The following is a 17641-nucleotide window of genomic DNA, read 5'->3' as shown; positions in this document are numbered from 1 at the left end:
GTCCTGGCTAAAAGGTCGTATTCGGCCTACAGCGACGCATTTCAGCAACACTGATTAGTGTTTGGAAACACTTTCCAGTATGTCCGATCGTTTCGACGTGATAGTTGCCGGTGCGGGTCCCGCGGGCGCACAATGTGCACGGGATATCGCAGCTCGCGGCTATGATGTCGTTGTTCTCGAAACCGAATCTGAAGAGGAATTCCCTCGACAGAGCAACAAATCGACTGCTGGTACGTTCCCGTCGATGATGGCCTCCTTCGGCATCCCAGATGATGTCGTGATGCAGTTTACAGATGATGTTGTTCTTGAATCGCCAAATAAACACTATGTGCAGACCCAGCCTGGCGCTGTGCTTGAGTTTGCAGATTTCAAGCGGTTCCTCGTAAAAGATAGTCGAGAGAACGGTGCTGAGTACTGGTTTGATTCTCGTGTCTCCCGTCCAATTATGGACGGCGATGAGATCGCAGGTGTCAGATACAACGGTGACGAGGAGGTGTATGCTGATATCATCATTGATGCGACTGGCCCTGCCGCGCCACTTGCTAAAGCGCTTGGCGTCTGCAACCTCAAGCGAGAAAATCAAGCAATTGGGATCGAATACGAGATGGAAGGAGTTGAGATAGACCATCCACAATATGCCGACTTACACGATGCGATGATGCTTCGGCTTGACCATGAGCTTGCCCCCGGTGGCTACTCGTGGATCTTCCATACGGGTGGAGATACCGCAAAAGTCGGCATCTGTTATATTCAGAATAACCGTCATCAAGAGTATGCTAAAGCAGGGATGACCGTGGACGATTATCTTGAGTACTGGTTAGAGAACGATCCGCGTTTCAAGAATGCAACCAAACTGGAAGGGAAACAACATCGTGGCTCCGCACACATCCAGATGCCGACGAGCCTGAGTACCGATCGGTTCATGGCGATCGGAGATACCGTTCCAACGATCGATCCACTGTGGGGAGAGGGAATCCACAAAGGGATGCTCTCCGGTCGTGCGGCTGCAATAACTGTTGACAAATGTCTGACTTCGACGAAACCGGACACGTCTGCAGATGCAATGGCAACGTACGATCAGCTCTGGCATGAGCAGGTTGCCCCACGAATGCGTGCGAGACTTACAATGACCGAACTGTTGTATCTTGCACCGAACGAGCGCTACGACCAACTGATGGACGATCTCAACCGAATCGGTAATGGGTCTCTCTCGAATATCAACTCCGGGAATAAACTCGCACTTCGAAAGCTCATTCATGCAAGAGATATCCCGTTACTACTCGGGTATGCACGTGAGCGGTTGACGAAATCACCACGGTGGAACTAACAGAGGGGGTTTTGATTCCGGCACGATAGGCGGGGTGACAGAACGTCTTTTCATCTGGGCACCCAACGGAGAGATGATGACAAACAAGCCACAGCTAACAGCGAACGACTGCCCAACTGCGGATGGAATACCACTGCTCGGATTAGGGACGTGGGAGAATACAGATCCAGACGCTTGTACAAACAGTGTCAAAACGGCACTCAATATGGGGTATCGCCATATCGATACTGCACAAATATACGGGAACGAGACGGAGGTTGGCGCAGGAATTGAACAGGCAGCAGTCGATCGCGAAGACGTATTCCTTGCAACGAAAGTCTGGATCGACAATCTAAGCTACGAGGACACGCTGAAAACAACCCAAGAGAGCCTTGATCGACTTGGCGTTGATACTGTTGATCTACTCTATATCCACTGGCCTGCTCGTGCGTACGATCCAGAAGAAACGTTCCGTGCATTCAATGAACTGTATGATGATGGCGTCATCGATCGAATTGGGATCAGTAACTTCGAACCAACAGACATTGAGACGGCGGTTGAGGCGAGTGACGCGCCGATCTTTGCAAATCAGATTGAGTGTCATCCGCTCCTGCAGCAAGATGCAGTTCGAGAAACATGCGCCGCACACAATATCGAGATTGTCGCATACTCGCCACTTGCCCGAGGTGAGGTGTTCAATGTTCCTGAACTTACCAAGATCGCGGACAAACACGACGTCTCAGAAGCGCAAGTCAGTCTTGCATGGCTCAGAGACAAGGGCATTACGGCAATTCCAAAAGCAACCGGTGAAACACACATTCGTGACAACTGGGAGTCGCTTGCGTTAGAATTAAACGATGCAGATATCAGTACAATTGACGCGATCGATCGGACCGATCGGCGCGTTGATCCTAGCTTTGGCCCGTGGAACCAGTAATTAACAACTAATATACATCCAGTAATATGACCATATACTGACACGGTACGAGTCACAAAGTTCACGTCCCCCCGCACGACAGTATTCATCAATGTCACGTGGGTCACCAGGATTGATAGGGGCAATCCGTATCGATATCATCCGTCTGTATGAGACGTGGATGGAGGTGTTGTTCCCGCGCCAGTTGAATCCGAGCCAAGTGCTCGGCAAGTGGAAGCCGGAAACTGCACCACAAAAAGCAGGTTACTATGGTTGGGGTGCATTGGGCCTCCCGCTCGTTCTAGTTGGCTATCCACTCTTGCTGGTCGGGTTTGCAACACGATTTTACGCCGCAAAATTCAATACTGCCGCGACGCGGCTTGGTATCTTAGGCGTCATCCTTGTCTCGGTGATTGTATGGGGGGCGTTGTCAGCCGTTGCACACCTCCAACTCTCATCAGCCGGATTCATTGCTGTGTTTGCAGCCAGCGTTGTTGCAACGTTTGCATCCGGCTTGGCAGTCTTTTTCAGCCGAGTTGGTGGACGGATTACCACGGTTGTATTGGCGTATCCAGCAGCAATGACTGCGTTATTCTTACCACCTGTTGTTGCTGCAATATCGTATCCACCGCTTGGAGATATTATCCTTCCCGCAAGCTATGACTTTGCTGCATGGATGCTTTCGAATCCACTTTCGATTGGTGGTCTGAATGAAATCCTGCGTGGGGCTGGCGACCTCGACACATTTGGTGAGGAGTATGGGCTACCGGGACTTGGCTACGTTCTCATGTGGCTTTCAATTGCCGTGCCACTTGGATGGGGGCTCGGACTGCTTGTCGCGCTTGCAAATCTAATCCGGCCAAAAAACAGCTAAATTAGGCTCAAGCCAATCACGTCCAATTTCCATACCCTTACTATTTTACAGCCCTTACAATCGCGTATGGAGTTCAATACTGTAACAACAGCAATTGCCTTCCTCGGGCTCATTGGAGTTGGTGCCGCAGGGATGATTGGTTCGAACATGATGGTTACCTCGACCATACTAACGATGGTTGTTCCATCAATGGCAGTCTTTGGTGTGATTATGCTCGCACTTGGTGTCAAACACGGTGAGTACCGCGCAGTAAACTGACGAACTAACAGGACACGTACTGCTATTTTTTAGTGTCCATCTCATTCTCTGCCGGCAGCTCAACCGAATCATCGAGATACATTACCGCTCGGACACCAACAAGACTGATAACAATCCCTAAAACAATAAATAGCGCAAGACGTTGGCTTGCCGTTGCGGCGATCGTTCCCATCTCGATGCTGTGGCCAAGAAAGTATCCAGAAAATCCACGGATGACGATTCCAACCGCGATGATCGCAATCGGGAGGTTTAGATACGGTGTTTTGTTTCCACCAGAACCGAGGATCTCATCTAATACACGGCCCGCACTTGCAGTGACACCTGCGACGGCAATCCATGGGACGCTGCTGTGAACAAACTGAATCGCAGGGAGAAACACCGCATCTTGACCGATCGGCTCCGTAACCGCAAGAGCACCAAAAAAGAGCCCAACCAGCCCAAGTCCCGTTGCAACTACGTACGTCACAACCGATACCTGCCCTGAGTATAGGGCGTCTTGTGTTCGCTCAGGGATCGACTCGATGAACGTGTCTATCCCAAGTCCTTTATATAATAGTGCAGCGCCCAACAACGCTGCAAATCCTGCAAGCGCAACTGTGATAGAGAACTGGATGAGCAACGCAGGAAGCAACAGCAAGCTAATCCCGAGCGGGACGAGGACAGTTGATCGGAGCTCTTCATCCGCGAGGAACTGTTTAAGCAGGTAGTATGTAGACTCAATATCTCGTGCTTGGCGGACAACAACGCGGTCAACACCATCGACCGGAAGCCGGCTCTCGATGACCGGAATCACACGCTCGTCTTGAGCGCTATCGGTTACAATGATTGCACTCGTCGGCTCATATTGTGCGATTAGCTGATCGATCTGTGATGCGAGCGAGACGTCCTTACCAACAAGCGAGTCTGACTGTCCAGAGACAACCGCAACCACCGCCGCCTCATTCGCATCTCTCAGTTCACGGGTGACTCGTAATGCCTCAAGGAGACAATTAACTGCGGAATCCTCCGGATCAGCTAATCCAACATCAGTCACAAGCGATCGAACCGCCTCCCATCCAGCAATCGGCGGCTTGATCCCGGTCTTGCGTCCGATATCATTTGCTCGATCAACACACAAAACGAGCGTAGTCACATGCGCTCGAAGTACGCGTGATCATAAAAATCCATCAGGTCTCTCTCCATGTGTTACGGTGTGTGCACTCAGGGAGTGTTGACTAGCGGTCGTGGCCGTTGTAAAAACAAAAGACGACAAATAGGAGCGGTGTCGTTTAGAGCAGACCTGTTTTTTGGAGTTTCATCAGGTCTTCGGTGTCGAGGGTTTCGCCTTCCTTGAACTTCTGGTAGATCTCCTCGGCTTCTGCCTTCTCCTCTTCGCGTTTCTCTGCGCGTTCGTCCTTGCGCTCTTTCTCTTCCTGTTTATCGAGTTCACGGAGGCGTTTTTGGACGCGGACGAAGTCTTCGTGGTGACGATCAGCTGCTTCCTGTGCTTCCACAAAGAGTTCGTGCATCTCGTCCGCACTGTCACGGATGTCATCCGCTTTGCGGTAGGCTTCGATCATCTGGTTGTGATGCTCTTGTGCCTGGTCTGCGAGTTCAGTTACCTCTTGGTGGTGTTGGGATGCTTCCGATCGGACCTCTTCTGCCTCTGCGATGAGTTCTTCGAGTTCACCGCTGTCTTGGACTTTTCCCGTTTTGTCCGAAAGCTCCTCGCGTTTACCCTCGATTTTCTCGATGAGTTCGCGCTCATCTTCTGCAGACAACACTTCAGTCTGTTGTCGGAACTCAAGCTTTTGAATCTCCTCTTTGAGTTCCTCGATTGATTTTCCATCGTCAAGCTCAAGATCCTGTTTCATGGACTCAACCTTGTCGAACAACTTGTTGGCTTTCGCGTTGAGCTCGTTTCGGCTCTCTTTGTGCGACTGAACCTGCTCGTTCAGTGAGTCCCGCTCTTGGCGGTGCTCTTGTGCTTTATCAACCTGCTCGCGTGTTTTTGCGTTCAGATCGTCACGTTTGGACGCTCGCTCGGATGCCATCTGGTTGAGATCGTTCCGCCGATCTCGAAGTTGGCCGGCAAGTTTGATAAGCTGGCCTTTTGAGCCGCTTTCTAGTTGTTCGTCTGTCAGGTCTACGTTGTTTGATTCCTCAAGCTCTTCGATGTTGAATTCCTCAGCAATACTCATAGTTTGAACCTCGATACCATCACCGCTCCGAACGTGGCGGTGGCTTTAGAAGACGCGATCGACCGATGATAATAGTTTCCGATCATTCTGCGTGCGATGCCACCAGCGCCGGAGGCGCTCTGGTACCTACACATATTTGCCAACAGCATATAAAAGTACCGGTGGCGAATTGGCTGGGTAGAGCTATCATACTGCTTGATTTCGGGGTGTGTGACCATAACACACGGCCAGTGCTGAATATATAAACCACAACTACTTTCACTTTCACCGAGCGGTTGGCTTGTATTGATATGTTTCTCGCTTGTACCACTGCCTAATGCTTGAGCAACTGGAGATTGTGTGTGATGCAGATTGCTGTCAGAACCGCCTCGGAGAGGACACATATCGGCTCTCTATGACTACTGTCGGTGGGACACAACAGGTACATGAGTGTTCGTGCGGCGCACTCACGATCACGATCACAAAACAATAAATCGTGAGATCGTTACCCCTTTCCGGTCGGATTGCTCACCGCAGTATATGAGCAACCGATCAGCCGCAGACACATCGTCGCGGACGGTCACAATCCGTGCGTGCGGCCACGAGAATGTCTCCGCTAAGCATTCAAGTACACTCGAAGTAACGAGCGACGATTGGCTAACACCTGCTGGTGACTGTATTCTTGCTGTTGACGCAGATACAACGCCAACGGCGTTTGGTAATGAGTTTACCGCCGCCTGCGCGGATGCTAATGCAACAATCTCAATGACGATCGAAGCCGCAGGCCACTCGGACACAGTCACCGGAGCGGGTCACCCCAATCTAACACACACCGACACACGGAGTCTTGTGAGCCGGACAAGCACCTACATTGACGATCGGACACTGATGATCAATGCAGATAAGGCCGCCGTAGATATCGACCGCGAACTGGTCGATGCACTCAAAACAGGTGCTGCCGTAACCGTGACATTAACCGTCGAACCATAGCGACGCTCTTGTTTTTTAGGTGGTCCAGTTCCTACAACATGTATGCCTGAAGACCCTACGGAGCCTACAGAGAATATTAGCGGTGGCGGTAGTGGCGGTGGTGTTGCAGCAACGTTTGACCCTGCGGCCGCTGGGACCCGTGCAGAAGCCATCATCGATTCGCTTGGTGAACGATACTGGCAGAAAGCATACGGCGGTCAAGATGCATTCGAGTGTCTCGTCCGAACGATCCTCTCACAAAACACAAGCGACACCGTGAGCCAACCTGCGCATGACGCGCTTATGGAAAAATATGGTAATCAAGAGGAGGATTTGCCAACGACACTGATGGCTGTGCCACAAGATGAACTGGCAGAAACAATCGCCTCTGCGGGCCTGTACAATCAGAAGTCTCGGATGATTATCGATGCCGCCAAGGAAATCATCGATTCGTTCGGATCGGAAGCAGCATTTGACACGTACGTGCGTGAAGACGATTCATCTGTAGTTCGCGATCGCTTGCTTGAAATTCACGGTGTTGGGCCAAAAACTGCGGACTGTGTACTCCTGTTTGCTGGTGGGAGGGGAGGTGTCTTTCCAGTAGATACACATGTGCATCGGATTGCTCGACGAATGGGGATTGCAGAGCCTGCTGCTGACCACGAACAGGTTCGGGAGGCAATCGAGGCAGCTGTCCCACCGGAAAAATGTGGGTTTGGGCATACAGCAATGATTCAATTCGGTAGAGAGTACTGTTCGGCCCGAAAGCCAGCCTGTCTTGATGGCCCAGAAGCATGTCCGCTCTATGCACTCTGCGATCGAGTTGGCATTGACGAAGTCACAGAAACAGTGGCCGATCCCAGTGGTAGTGTGCAGAAATAAAACCGTGTTTGCGATCTCTGTTATGCGAAGATCGATCCAAGGTACGGCGTAAAGAGGAACTGAAGCCCGTAGTACAGCGCGTAGATGAGAACGATTGACGACGCAGCGATCGAGCTTTTTGGCCACTCAACGGTCATCTTGTTCCGAACCTCGACTTTTCGTGCTTCAAATTCGAAGATGTCGGCAATGAAGAGACCAACGATTGGAATCGCCATGATTGCACCGCTGACAGGCCGGTAAAGCATAAATGCAAATACCAAAAAGACGAGTGCAAAGTTCGTGATCACGTGTGGCAGAAACCGTTCTATTTGTTCATCGTCGCCATCTTGTGCTTGTTTTTGATGGGTACGGTGACTCAAAAACCGTGTCAGCATATTCGCAAGTACAACAACGAGGATTGCGATCGGGATGATATCCCCAATAGCATCAATCCACTCGAGCGGGACGAGAAACTGCAATGGGTCCATATGTACCTTTGAGAGTAGGACTCATTAGAGTTTTTCCAATCGCGGCGAGCAAGAACACCACTGTTAGTTTGATGCAACAACAAACGCAGGGCCGCTGTCGATGGTGAGAACGTCGGATTCTCCGACTGTTGCGACCGTTTTTCCATCTGCAACGACGTATATCTCATCATCTCGCTCCACTGTCAGCGTTAGTGGTGGGGAAAGAACCCAGCTTGTGGTGTCTGTGGTGAATGGTGAGATCGGGACAACCGCAACTCCCGCGGTTGGGTGTAGTACCGCGCCCCCTGCTGCATGGGCGTATCCGTCACTTCCAAGTGGGGTTGCAAGAACAACACCATCAGCTCTGAATGAATCCCGAATGGACTGTTTTGGTGAGACACGGTACTCGGAGATATGTGCCGGCTCCGTCGTTACAAGCGTCAAATCATGGGAGATACGCGCTAGCGAGGTATCGTTTTGTTGAACCGTAAGCAGCGTATGGACCGTTTCTGTATGCTCGTCGCGATCGATTCGATCCAATAGTTCACAGAGCTGTGTTGTGTTCACAGCCGGCGCTGATGAGACAGGAACAACAAGCGGTGTATCGTTGAAATCGTCGAGTTCCGCAGGGTTGTCCGTCACAACAACGGTTGCATCAACATCCTCTTGACAGATGCGGTGTTCGGCCTCTGTAATCGCCGCACAGATCTCTGATTGGTCACTCCGTGTGCTCACCGAAACGTCCATTTTCCCTCCATTCGCCCGTCTTGCATACTCATGCTGTGCTGTTGCATCATCAAAAATCCAGCCGTCTCGATCGAGTGCGCGCGATTCGACAGCTACACTCGATCGTATGGCCAGTCTCCAGTGATTTTCATTCCCTGTGCAGCGTCTTCTTTTTCCAGTGTGGCAGCAATCTCTGCTGGCGGCTTATGCGTCGTCGAGAGATCGGCATCGGCAAGTGAGACAACAAGCTCTGTTAGTAGAATCGCTTGCTCCCTGAGATTTCGCGGTTCGAGCTTCTCGATCGTGTCTGCAAAGGTATGGCCCCATCCACGGCCTCGGTCCTCAGTTTCTCCTGCGATCATATATCCAGGAACACCCCACTTCACGAACGGCCAGTGATCGCTGTGTGGCGCAAGTTCGCTCGACAACGAGATGGGATGGTCAAACTGTTCACCAACCGACTCAGCCGCGGTTTCAAGCGACGAGAATCCATGGTGCCATAGCTTGAGTGTTCTACCATACACGTTGCTGTCGATGTTGACGATCGCTTTGATTTTGTCGTGGTCAGCCTTCTCTGCCTCGTATGATGACCCTACGAGACCAACCTCTTCGGACCCATAACAGATAAATCGAATACGGGTGTCGAGTTCGTCTGCTCGCATACTGAGCGCGTGTGCAACCTCAACGACAGTTGCGGTTCCCGCACCGTTATCCATTGCACCCTCTGCAATATCGTGGGCATCGACGTGGCTTGAAACAAGAATTTCCTCATCAGTCTCTGGTCCAAACTCTGCAATGACATTGGCACTTGTTGCTGAAGGGGTACTACAGGTTACATTAACGGTTATTTCCTCGCCATCGAACCGCCGAGCAAGGCGTCCACCAACCTCCTGACTCACACCCACTGCGGGGATATCACCGATCGGTGCATCTGCAGTGCCGACGCTCCCAGTTGGTGGGAGACAGCCAGTCACATGATTTGCAAAAATAAATCCTGCCGCATCGTTTTCGACTGCGTAGTAGTACTTTTCACGTCGGTGAATGAACCGATCGTAGTCATCCGGGACCGTTGTTGAGACCATGACGATCTTTCCCGCAACATCTTGTTCGAAATCTTCGGGGAGCCCATAGCCCAAATCAACAAGCTCACCACTGCACTGTTCGCTTGGACTTCGAGGGAGTGCGATACAGGATTGTTTCGTCTCTCCGGCTTCGATCGAACTCTCTCCGCGCTCCCAGCCTTGGATTGCAAACTCATCAAGGTGTACATCTCGTGCACCAACTGCTGACAGTGCTTCTTTGGTTGCTTCAAGCCCCTCGTGCTCACCATCACTCCCGGCCATCCGATTGCCGATATTCACGAGCGCTTCGAGGTGATCCCAGCCAACAGTGCTTGTAAACGTTTCTCCGATCCAGTGTGTGTCGGTCATACCTATGCGTCCCACGGAGGATGTCTAACCGTTTCGGTGGGGGTGGTGTTCACCGGAAAACTGCTACAATGGGATGAAAACAATCGCTTGTGCAGCCTCGAATGTTGAGTCGTAGATGTGGTTGAGAAGCAGGTATGTGACAACACCTAGTATGAGTGACAGGAGCCACGAGCCAGCTGCAACACGACCAACTTTCTTATGTGGCGTCTGTGTGCGAAGCTCTTCTGGGGTATGTGTAAGCCCCAACACGATCGCGTAGAGAACAACAGGAACGGCCAGAATTGACAGTGCGATATGGATCGCAAGCATGATCAGATATGCGTAGTATGCGGGGTCCGGACCAACAAAGTATTTTGTCCCACCACCTGCAACACGTGGGAGATACATCCCAAGAAAAACGAGGATAAGGACAAACGAGGTGACCATTGCCGTTGCGTGTTTTTGAACGTTGCCCGATCGGATCCAGTACCAACCGAGACTCAGCGAAATGATCGTAAGTGTATTTACGGCCGCAATTGCGTGTGTGAGAAAGTCAACTTGTCCGCGGGTTAATTCAGGGAACAGTGCAGCGAACTCTGGGACGAGAAACACACCAAGCACGGCTACATAGCCAATCACTGATAAGATTGCTGTAACCGTTCCTGGTCGTTCCCGCACTGGTCCGCCGAGTACCGGGGTTTCCATAACTACTGTAAGAGCTACCGAGATATTCGTTTTGGGATTTATCTTTTGTCTACTGATACTCACAAACATACTGCGGGCACTGCTACAGCGATCTCCGAAGAATACGTCCCAGCAGTTAGTCGATGACGCCTGTTACGGTCGCGGCTTCGATCGCCGCCTCCTCGTTGACGCCGTTTCCAAGGATCGTGTACCGATCGCGGATTTCGTGCGCCGTTGTCAATGCTTCAATAATGGTTTCCGGTGGAATTCCGAGCTGTGCTGCCGTCGTCGGGGCCTCAATACTTCGAAGTGCGTTTTGGATTGCACTCCACTGCCCGTCAGTACCGCTGTGTAGGTATTCAGTGATAATCGAGCCAACACCAACTTGATGCCCATGAAGTGCGGGCTCGGGTGCAATCCGATCGAGTTGGTGTGAAAAGAGGTGCTCTGCACCGGATGCCGGTCGGGAGGAGCCTGCGATTGACATTGCAACTCCGGAGGAGACGAGCGCTTTCACGACAATCCATGAGGACTCTTCGAGACCTTTCTTGATAGAGTCCGCATTATCCACCAGCATCTCTGCGGTCATCTCCGAGAGTGCGCCTGCGTACTCCGAATATTCGATGTTTTTCAGCCGATGTGCAAGCCGCCAATCTTTGACGGCGGTGTAGTTTGAGATGATGTCCGCACAGCCGGCGGTTGTGAGCTCCCACGGTGCCTTTGCCATAATTTCGGTGTCTGCAACTACTGCAAGTGGTGGATCTGCTGCAACGGAGTGCCGAGTGTCTCCCTCCGGGATTGACGATCGGCCCGAGACGATACCGTCGTGGCTCGCAACTGTTGGGACGGAAACAAACCCGATGCCGAGCCGATCGGCCGCCATTTTTGCAATGTCGATCGGTTTCCCGCCACCTAATGCAATCAGGAAGCCCGCACCATCGCGTTCAGCAGCAGCAATCACGGACTCAACCGACTGAAAGCTCGCACGCTCTACGATGACTGTCTCCGCATCGGTGAACTGCTTGCGGACACGATCACCAGCAAGACGGTTTGGCGTTGGACTTGTGACAATCAGTGGATCTCCTGCAAGGTGCAGTTCATTAACGGCATCACCGAGCTCAGAGAGCACGTCATGGCCAACGAGGACATTCCGTGGAAGTTGAATCCATGTCGATTTTTCGAACATATTTCACCACTCGTGTGCCCGCCATTAAACCCATTTGGGTGTTGGACGACGTTGTGGATTCAATCACTGCTCAAACCAATGTTGTCCACGCATCTATCAAGAAGACGACCCCAAAGAATGCAAGCGCGAGCGCACTCCCGATCGCAACGATTGGCGTAAATGCCTCAACACGATCATCGACAGTCACAAGCGTTGCCGGAAATCCGACGATCCAGAGCGCAATTCCAACAAAAAAGCCGATAATGAGCGTTGGGCTTCCTGTTTCGACAACAAACTGCCCGGTTAGTTCACCGAGCCCACCAATTGACGGTAGCTCGGAGAGGACATCCAACTGTCCCGGCTGTAACAGCCCCACACCGATCGTTAGCCAGAAAATAATCTGATATGGGTTCGTGATGGCAAGGACGAACGCTTTGCGAAATCCTTTGGTCTCATCATCCACCGCGGCTGTTGTCTTGAACGTCTCTTTGACGCTTGTGGCTGCGCCATATGCAAAATAGAGCATAAGGAGCCCACCGATCGCAACCATCACGCCACGAAGTGTTGGGAACTGCTCGACGATCGAAACCACGCCGAGCAGTGCAAGGACAAAAAAGAGGACATCTGCGGACATTGCACCAAGACCAGCTTTGAATCCGGCACCCCATCCGCGAAAGACGCTCTCTTCGGCGATGATCGCGTTCATCGGCCCTGGCGGCGCAGCAAGCGCTAGTCCAAACACTACGCCAGCAATCAGTGTCACAGCGACGGTCACGGTTACGAACACATGTTATCGCAGGGGTGTAAAAAGCGCGCGATCGAGCGGCTACTGCTCGGCGTCTACCACTGGCGTAACACGAACCGATCGAGCAACGCTTTCTGGGAGGCTCTGTTCGGTTCCCGATGGTGTTTTAATTGTTATCATGCCAAACGGTGCGACGGCTGTTATCTCTAGCTCGGTTCCCGGAACGATTCCTGCATCCTCAAGATATGCAAGCTCTTCATCATCCCGATCGCTCACCCGCGAGACGACAACGTGGTCGGATGGTTCGAATTCAGTCAATCGAGCGGAGTCGTCATCTTCTAGCGGCGCAAGGTCCGCACCTGGGATTGGGTCTCCATGTGGGTCTACTTCAGGGTAATCAAGCGCTGCCGCCACCCGTTTTTCAAACTCTTCGGAGATGTGGTGTTCAAGCCGATCGGCTTCCTCGTGAACTTCGCTCCACGAGTAGTCAAGATGCTCGGTTAGGTACGTTTCAAGCAATCTGTGGTGTCGAATCACTTCGAGCGCGACGGTTTCGCCCTCGGTTGTAAGCTCGACACCTTTGTACTTTTCCCGATCAACAAGGCTATGATCTTCGAGTTTTCCAATCATGCTTGTCACTGTCGGAGGTGTCTTGTCGAGATACTCCGCAATTGCGGACGTAGACACTGGTGGGCCTGTTTCGGCTTGCAAGACGTAGATGGCTTTGAGGTAGTCCTCCATCACGTCACTGAACATACCTACGCTAATCGTGTTGGCGGCAAATAGCTACCGGGTCACCACCCGGTGTGGGTTTCGCCCGCAGGGAACAGCGAACGCGAGTCGTTAGATACCTTGCCCCATCAGATGGCTTCGGAGGATATCGGGTGTCTTGAGACCACTTTCGGTGTTCAGTAGGAGAATCGTCTCACCACCATCAAAACCGTGTTCTTCAGCATACGTCCACGCCCCAGCAGCGGCAGCGCCACCACCTGCACCGGCTTCGATCACTTCGTGTTTTGCGATCGTCACCGCAGATGAGAGAATATCCGAATCATCTACATGAAGTGCAGTCCCACCCGACGCTGCAAGCGCTTCCAGCGCAAGCGCACCGCCTGCGGGCTTGGGGACCTCTAGCTCTCCACAGATGGTGTCTGGGACCGCCCACGGTTCAGGCGTCTCTAATCCACGCTCGACCGCCGCAACCAGTGGTGAGCAACCAGTTGGCTGCACGGCGATGAGCTTCGGCGTTTCCGTGATGAGCCCAAGCGTCTGTAGCTCGCTGAATCCTTTTTGAATACCAACAACGAACTCGCCTGTGCTTGCTGGAATGAAAACGTGAGATGGAAGTTCACCAGCAAAATCGGCAAACAGCTCGTACGCAATTGTCTTTGCTCCTTCATGTCGATACGGTGTTCGGAACTCTTGAAGCGGATAGTACTCCGTTTTTAGCTGTTGATCGACTGCGTCTTCTGCATCGGCATATCGACCACCGACAACGCGCATTTCACCGCCGTGAACGTTGATCATCGCTTTGTTCGAGAATGCAGATCGAGAGGGAACAAACGCATACGATCGAAGGTCGAGACCGCCGAGGTACGCTGCGGCTGATTGCCCGCTGTTCCCTGTTGATGGAAGTGCGATTGGTTCAATATCTGCATCTGATGCATGTCTTTTCACCGCTGTGGCCGCAACACTCATTCCTCGATCGGTAGCGCTTCCAGTTGGGTTTCGCCCCTCATCTTTGATATAAACGGAATCAACTGTGAGTTCGTTGGCGAGCCGTGTCGTTTCGACCACTGGTGTTGCGCCCTCCGCCCCAGAGATTGCAGCCGCCGCAGTGAACGGCAACACCGCATCAAATGCCCAGACCCCGTTTCGAGGATCTGCCTCGGAAATCGCAGCTGTGTCAACAGCGTCATAGTCGTAGGTTGGATCGAGCGGCGCCCCACACGACGGACAGCGATCGTACGTCTCAACCCCGTATGTTTCCGTACACCCGGTACACTGCAACCCAGTAAACGCTGGTGTCGTCTCCATGCATACTCGTAGTGGTGGCTGTAACTAATCGCTTCCCGTCGACACCGGCCGTCGATACGCTGTGACAAGTATGTATTTTATATCTATTCGGTACACTCTCTGTAGTATGAATTCGGGCTCTGCGCATCAGCCCTCCCTCTCGAGACGTCAGCTGCTCCTTGGAGCAACAGCTGCAGGGACTGCTTCTCTCTCCGGGTGTTTGACTGAGGATCCACCAGATGCGACCCTCTCATTTGAGCTCTTAGAGACGATCGACGAACGTGCACTTCCACGGCTCACTCAGTATCGAACTCGGGATCGAACGCTCCAATCGTACCGCCGGTATGATGCTGCTTCCGGCGCCGATCGCGTCCTCATTTTACTCCATGGTGGTGCATTTGATAGTCGGTGTCTGCAGCCACTTGCCAGCTATCTCAGCGAAAACAATATTGCGAATGTGGTCACACCGGATCTTCGAGGCCACGGTGAAACACCGGAACGTCGTGGCGACGTTGATCACATTGATCATCTCCGGCAGGACATCGACGATCTACACGACCACCTACTCAACATCTATGATTCCGATTCACCACTGCTTGTTGCAGGGCATTCGTTTGGTGGCGGGCTAGCCATTCGAATGGCAAGAGAGGACTCGATTATGTTCCCCGATGGATACCTGCTCTTGTCACCGTATCTTGGTCGGAACGCCCCAACAACTCGACCTCACTGCGGTGGGTGGGCGCGATTTGATCAAGACCTCATCATCCCGCTTACACTCGCTAATGGGTTTGGAATCACCAATTTGAACGATCGTACATTTATCAGATTTGAACTCCCTGATGACGCTATGATGGATGGTGCCGCAGCAGAATACAGCTATCGGCTCGCAGCTTCATTCCAGCCGGATTGGAACGATGATGAGCTACTTGGTGTCGAAGAAGACACGATGGTGATCATTGGTGCCGAAGATGAAGCGTTCTATGCGGATCTGTATCCAGACACATTTGACGCCGTTTCCGGTGCGGAGGTAACGGTGATGGACGACGTACCGCATCTTGGAACGATCCTCGATGATCGGTGTTTTGAGCCAATTGCTGAATGGGTTGAATCGTTCTAAACTGGTTTCAAGGGCGAGTTCCCCGCGTCACCGGACGCGGGGGTGAAACCCGACACACCGCTTAATGTTTACTCTGTTCGATGTACCGCTGAACCACCTCTTCCGATACGGCACCAGTTGTCCCAATATAGTAGCCGACTTTCCAGAATCCACCAGCCCAGAAATACGACTCGCGTATTTCAGGACGCCGTTCGAGGATGTGCTTTCCAGAGTACGACTTGAACTGACGAGCGACATCAGCCGGGCTGTGTTTTGGGTCCGTCTGGACAAACAAGTGTACGTGGTCATCTGCAATCTCCACCGCAAGTATCTCGTGTCCGAAGTGATTGGCTGTCTCCGTGAACAACTCTGTCACTTCGTCTTGGACAAGTCACAGTACGGGGTGTCGGCACTTCGGACACCACACGAAATGATACTTGCACGAACTAATCGAATGTGCATGACTTCTGTACTCCTTCATCCTAATCTCTACTTTTATTATCATTTGGTTCGATGGTCAAGGTATGGGTATCGAAGAAGTCACGAAGACCACACGCACCCGGCTTTGCATAGAGTCTGGTGAGCGGTCGTGGCTCAAAGATGCCCGCTTCACCGCACGAGATATCGCCAACGACACACTCCGACTCAAACAAGACGGCTACAACAAGACCGATATTCAACGCGAGGTTGACCGCAACGACTTCCTGCGGAACAACAAGTGCGCGGTCGTCGGAAAAGCCCTACAAGCGTGGGGTTCCTACAAAGAACTTCTCAATTGGTGGCACGACCAAGACGACACCAACGTCGGAAAACCATCTCCACCAGCCACGGACAAGAAAGGAGCCTACCCGCTCGTCATGGCGCACACCGAAGGCTACCGACTCACCTACAACGACGAGACTGACCGCATTCGGTTCCGTGTGAGTCCGAAGCCGTACAAGAAAGTGAAAGGACACCTTCGAGGGCGACCGGAAGACCTCAACCTCATCGAGTCAGCCTTAGCGGATGATGAGTGGTCGTTGGGACAGGCCGAACTTCTGTCTCGAAAATCGAAGATTTTCGACGAGTCATCGAAGTGCCACGGCACTTCGAGATACCGAGATGGCGTGTACTACCTACACGTCACGGTTAAAACAGAGGTTGAAGTGTCTGAACCCGAAGACGCTGATACTCTTGTCGGCGTCGATATTAACGAGCGCAACATCACTCTCACCGCTCTTAACCGTGAGACGATGGACACACTCGGAACACTCGTGCTTGACTACGGCTCTGTGAAAGCCGAACGCCAACGCTACCACACCATCACCAAACGCTGTCAAGAACACGGCCAACACTCCATCCACCATCAACTCGGGGAGAAAGAAGAACGCTACACAGAGTGGATTCTTCACCGACTGTCCCGCGTTGTGGTCGAGTTCGCCCAACAGTTCTCGAACCCTGTTATCGTCTTCGAGGACTTGACCGGGATTCGAGACGCCATCAAGTACGGCACGTACATGAATCGGCGTCTGCACAAACTCCCGTTCCATAAGTTCGAGAAGCAGGTTCGATACAAGGCGACGTGGAATCAGATTCCGTGTGAGACTGTCGGTTCGCCGTACAACTCGAAGTCATGTTCGTGTTGTGGGCACCGTGGATACCGTCAGGGGCGACGGTTCCGGTGTACGAATGATTCGTGTGCGGTTCAGCAAGACCATGCTGACCGGAACGCGAGCGTGAACGTGGCGTGGCGAGCGTGGGCAAAACACGCTGGTGTCGATGTTGAATCGGTTAATTACCGGACTCGCAAAACCCAACCGTTTGTTCGGAAGGTGAGCCTGTCTGGGTCGGGGCGTTCTGTAAACCGCCCATCCTCTTCCCGCGAGATCGCTTTGCGTGGAGTGCTTACGACGTAGGCTGAGGGAACAACAAAAGCCACGGGCCACCGTGCCCGTAGTCGTTTACCTGAGCGATCCAACACGATCGGTGTAGCAGGCTCTTTGTATGAACC

At 52.4% G+C, this 17641-nt stretch carries 19 protein-coding genes and 1 pseudogene; 9 read left to right on the top strand and 11 right to left on the bottom strand.

Going from position 1 to position 17641, the window contains the following annotated elements; translation table 11 throughout:
- The first annotated feature begins 79 nt into the window (after window positions 1-79).
- From AArcSt2_RS00335 to AArcSt2_RS00320, 4 genes are all read left to right on the top strand, one after another.
- Window positions 80-1327, top strand: a complete 1248-nt coding sequence (locus tag AArcSt2_RS00335; protein WP_174653069.1) for a digeranylgeranylglycerophospholipid reductase — start codon at window positions 80-82, stop codon at window positions 1325-1327.
- 76 nt (window positions 1328-1403) lie between these two features.
- Window positions 1404-2243 carry an aldo/keto reductase gene (locus AArcSt2_RS00330; protein WP_174653070.1) on the top strand — a complete coding sequence of 280 codons (840 nt, stop codon included), beginning with the start codon at window positions 1404-1406 and terminating at the stop codon, window positions 2241-2243.
- 115 nt (window positions 2244-2358) lie between these two features.
- Entirely contained in the window at window positions 2359-3096 is a 738-nt protein-coding gene (locus tag AArcSt2_RS00325; RefSeq protein ID WP_174654567.1) for a hypothetical protein, read from the top strand.
- A gap of 66 nt (window positions 3097-3162) precedes the next feature.
- Window positions 3163-3354, top strand: coding sequence for a DUF7333 family protein (locus AArcSt2_RS00320; protein WP_174653071.1), 192 nt, complete (start codon window positions 3163-3165; stop codon window positions 3352-3354).
- A gap of 22 nt (window positions 3355-3376) precedes the next feature.
- On the opposite strand, the gene AArcSt2_RS00315 is transcribed toward AArcSt2_RS00320, so the two are convergent.
- Together AArcSt2_RS00315 and AArcSt2_RS00310 are read right to left on the bottom strand one after the other, a co-directional pair.
- A complete protein-coding gene (locus AArcSt2_RS00315; protein WP_174653072.1) occupies window positions 3377-4486 on the bottom strand; it encodes a DUF373 family protein in 1110 nt (369 codons plus the stop codon).
- Between the two features lie 136 nt (window positions 4487-4622).
- Window positions 4623-5534 carry a coiled-coil protein gene (locus AArcSt2_RS00310; protein ID WP_250582168.1) on the bottom strand — a complete coding sequence of 304 codons (912 nt, stop codon included), beginning with the start codon at window positions 5532-5534 and terminating at the stop codon, window positions 4623-4625.
- Between the two features lie 316 nt (window positions 5535-5850).
- Between AArcSt2_RS00310 and AArcSt2_RS00305 the strand changes: the two genes are divergently transcribed.
- The 3 genes from AArcSt2_RS00305 to AArcSt2_RS00295 are packed head-to-tail and all read left to right on the top strand — an operon-like array spanning window position 5851 to window position 7364.
- Window positions 5851-6006 carry a hypothetical protein gene (locus AArcSt2_RS00305; protein ID WP_174653074.1) on the top strand — a complete coding sequence of 52 codons (156 nt, stop codon included), beginning with the start codon at window positions 5851-5853 and terminating at the stop codon, window positions 6004-6006.
- Window positions 6007-6053: 47 nt separating this feature from the next.
- Entirely contained in the window at window positions 6054-6503 is a 450-nt protein-coding gene (locus tag AArcSt2_RS00300) for a DUF371 domain-containing protein (protein ID WP_250582166.1), read from the top strand.
- 42 nt (window positions 6504-6545) lie between these two features.
- Window positions 6546-7364, top strand: coding sequence for an endonuclease III domain-containing protein (locus AArcSt2_RS00295; RefSeq protein WP_250582164.1), 819 nt, complete (start codon window positions 6546-6548; stop codon window positions 7362-7364).
- Between the two features lie 20 nt (window positions 7365-7384).
- Here AArcSt2_RS00295 and AArcSt2_RS00290 read toward each other — a convergent pair whose 3' ends face one another.
- The 8 genes from AArcSt2_RS00290 to AArcSt2_RS00255 all read right to left on the bottom strand — a co-directional run bounded on the left by AArcSt2_RS00290 (window position 7385) and on the right by AArcSt2_RS00255 (window position 14576).
- Entirely contained in the window at window positions 7385-7831 is a 447-nt protein-coding gene (locus AArcSt2_RS00290; RefSeq protein WP_174653077.1) for a DUF7313 family protein, read from the bottom strand.
- Between the two features lie 63 nt (window positions 7832-7894).
- The gene (locus AArcSt2_RS00285) at window positions 7895-8557 is read right to left on the bottom strand and encodes an NAD(+)/NADH kinase (RefSeq protein WP_250582162.1); all 663 of its coding nucleotides are present in this window, start codon (window positions 8555-8557) and stop codon (window positions 7895-7897) included.
- 92 nt (window positions 8558-8649) lie between these two features.
- The gene (locus tag AArcSt2_RS00280; protein WP_250582160.1) at window positions 8650-9966 is read right to left on the bottom strand and encodes a M28 family peptidase; all 1317 of its coding nucleotides are present in this window, start codon (window positions 9964-9966) and stop codon (window positions 8650-8652) included.
- Window positions 9967-10029: 63 nt separating this feature from the next.
- The gene (locus AArcSt2_RS00275; RefSeq protein WP_250582158.1) at window positions 10030-10650 is read right to left on the bottom strand and encodes a DUF420 domain-containing protein; all 621 of its coding nucleotides are present in this window, start codon (window positions 10648-10650) and stop codon (window positions 10030-10032) included.
- A gap of 115 nt (window positions 10651-10765) precedes the next feature.
- Window positions 10766-11815 (bottom strand): NAD(P)-dependent glycerol-1-phosphate dehydrogenase, encoded by a 1050-nt coding sequence (locus AArcSt2_RS00270; RefSeq protein WP_250582156.1) that lies wholly within the window; start codon window positions 11813-11815, stop codon window positions 10766-10768.
- A 70-nt stretch (window positions 11816-11885) separates the two neighbouring features.
- Window positions 11886-12569 carry a LysE family translocator gene (locus AArcSt2_RS00265; RefSeq protein ID WP_174653082.1) on the bottom strand — a complete coding sequence of 228 codons (684 nt, stop codon included), beginning with the start codon at window positions 12567-12569 and terminating at the stop codon, window positions 11886-11888.
- Between the two features lie 51 nt (window positions 12570-12620).
- Entirely contained in the window at window positions 12621-13295 is a 675-nt protein-coding gene (locus AArcSt2_RS00260) for a metal-dependent transcriptional regulator (protein ID WP_174653083.1), read from the bottom strand.
- An 87-nt stretch (window positions 13296-13382) separates the two neighbouring features.
- Complete coding sequence (locus AArcSt2_RS00255; RefSeq protein ID WP_250582154.1) at window positions 13383-14576, bottom strand: threonine synthase; 1194 nt, start codon at window positions 14574-14576, stop codon at window positions 13383-13385.
- A 106-nt stretch (window positions 14577-14682) separates the two neighbouring features.
- Here AArcSt2_RS00255 and AArcSt2_RS00250 point away from each other — a divergent pair, with 106 nt between their 5' ends.
- The gene (locus AArcSt2_RS00250) at window positions 14683-15672 is read left to right on the top strand and encodes an alpha/beta hydrolase (RefSeq protein WP_250582152.1); all 990 of its coding nucleotides are present in this window, start codon (window positions 14683-14685) and stop codon (window positions 15670-15672) included.
- A gap of 61 nt (window positions 15673-15733) precedes the next feature.
- Here the strand turns inward: AArcSt2_RS00250 and tnpA are convergent.
- Window positions 15734-16132: pseudogene (gene tnpA, locus AArcSt2_RS00245) on the bottom strand (IS200/IS605 family transposase).
- A gap of 43 nt (window positions 16133-16175) precedes the next feature.
- On the opposite strand from tnpA, the gene AArcSt2_RS00240 reads away from it, so the two are divergent.
- Window positions 16176-17546, top strand: coding sequence for an RNA-guided endonuclease TnpB family protein (locus AArcSt2_RS00240; protein ID WP_250582150.1), 1371 nt, complete (start codon window positions 16176-16178; stop codon window positions 17544-17546).
- Window positions 17547-17641: the final 95 nt, after the last annotated feature.

Origin of the sequence: Natronocalculus amylovorans (assembly GCF_023638035.1) — an archaeon.
Classification (GTDB): Archaea; Halobacteriota; Halobacteria; order Halobacteriales; family Haloferacaceae; genus Natronocalculus; species Natronocalculus amylovorans.
Note: the sequence above shows the minus strand (reverse complement) of the source record. Positions and strands in the feature narration are given on the sequence as shown.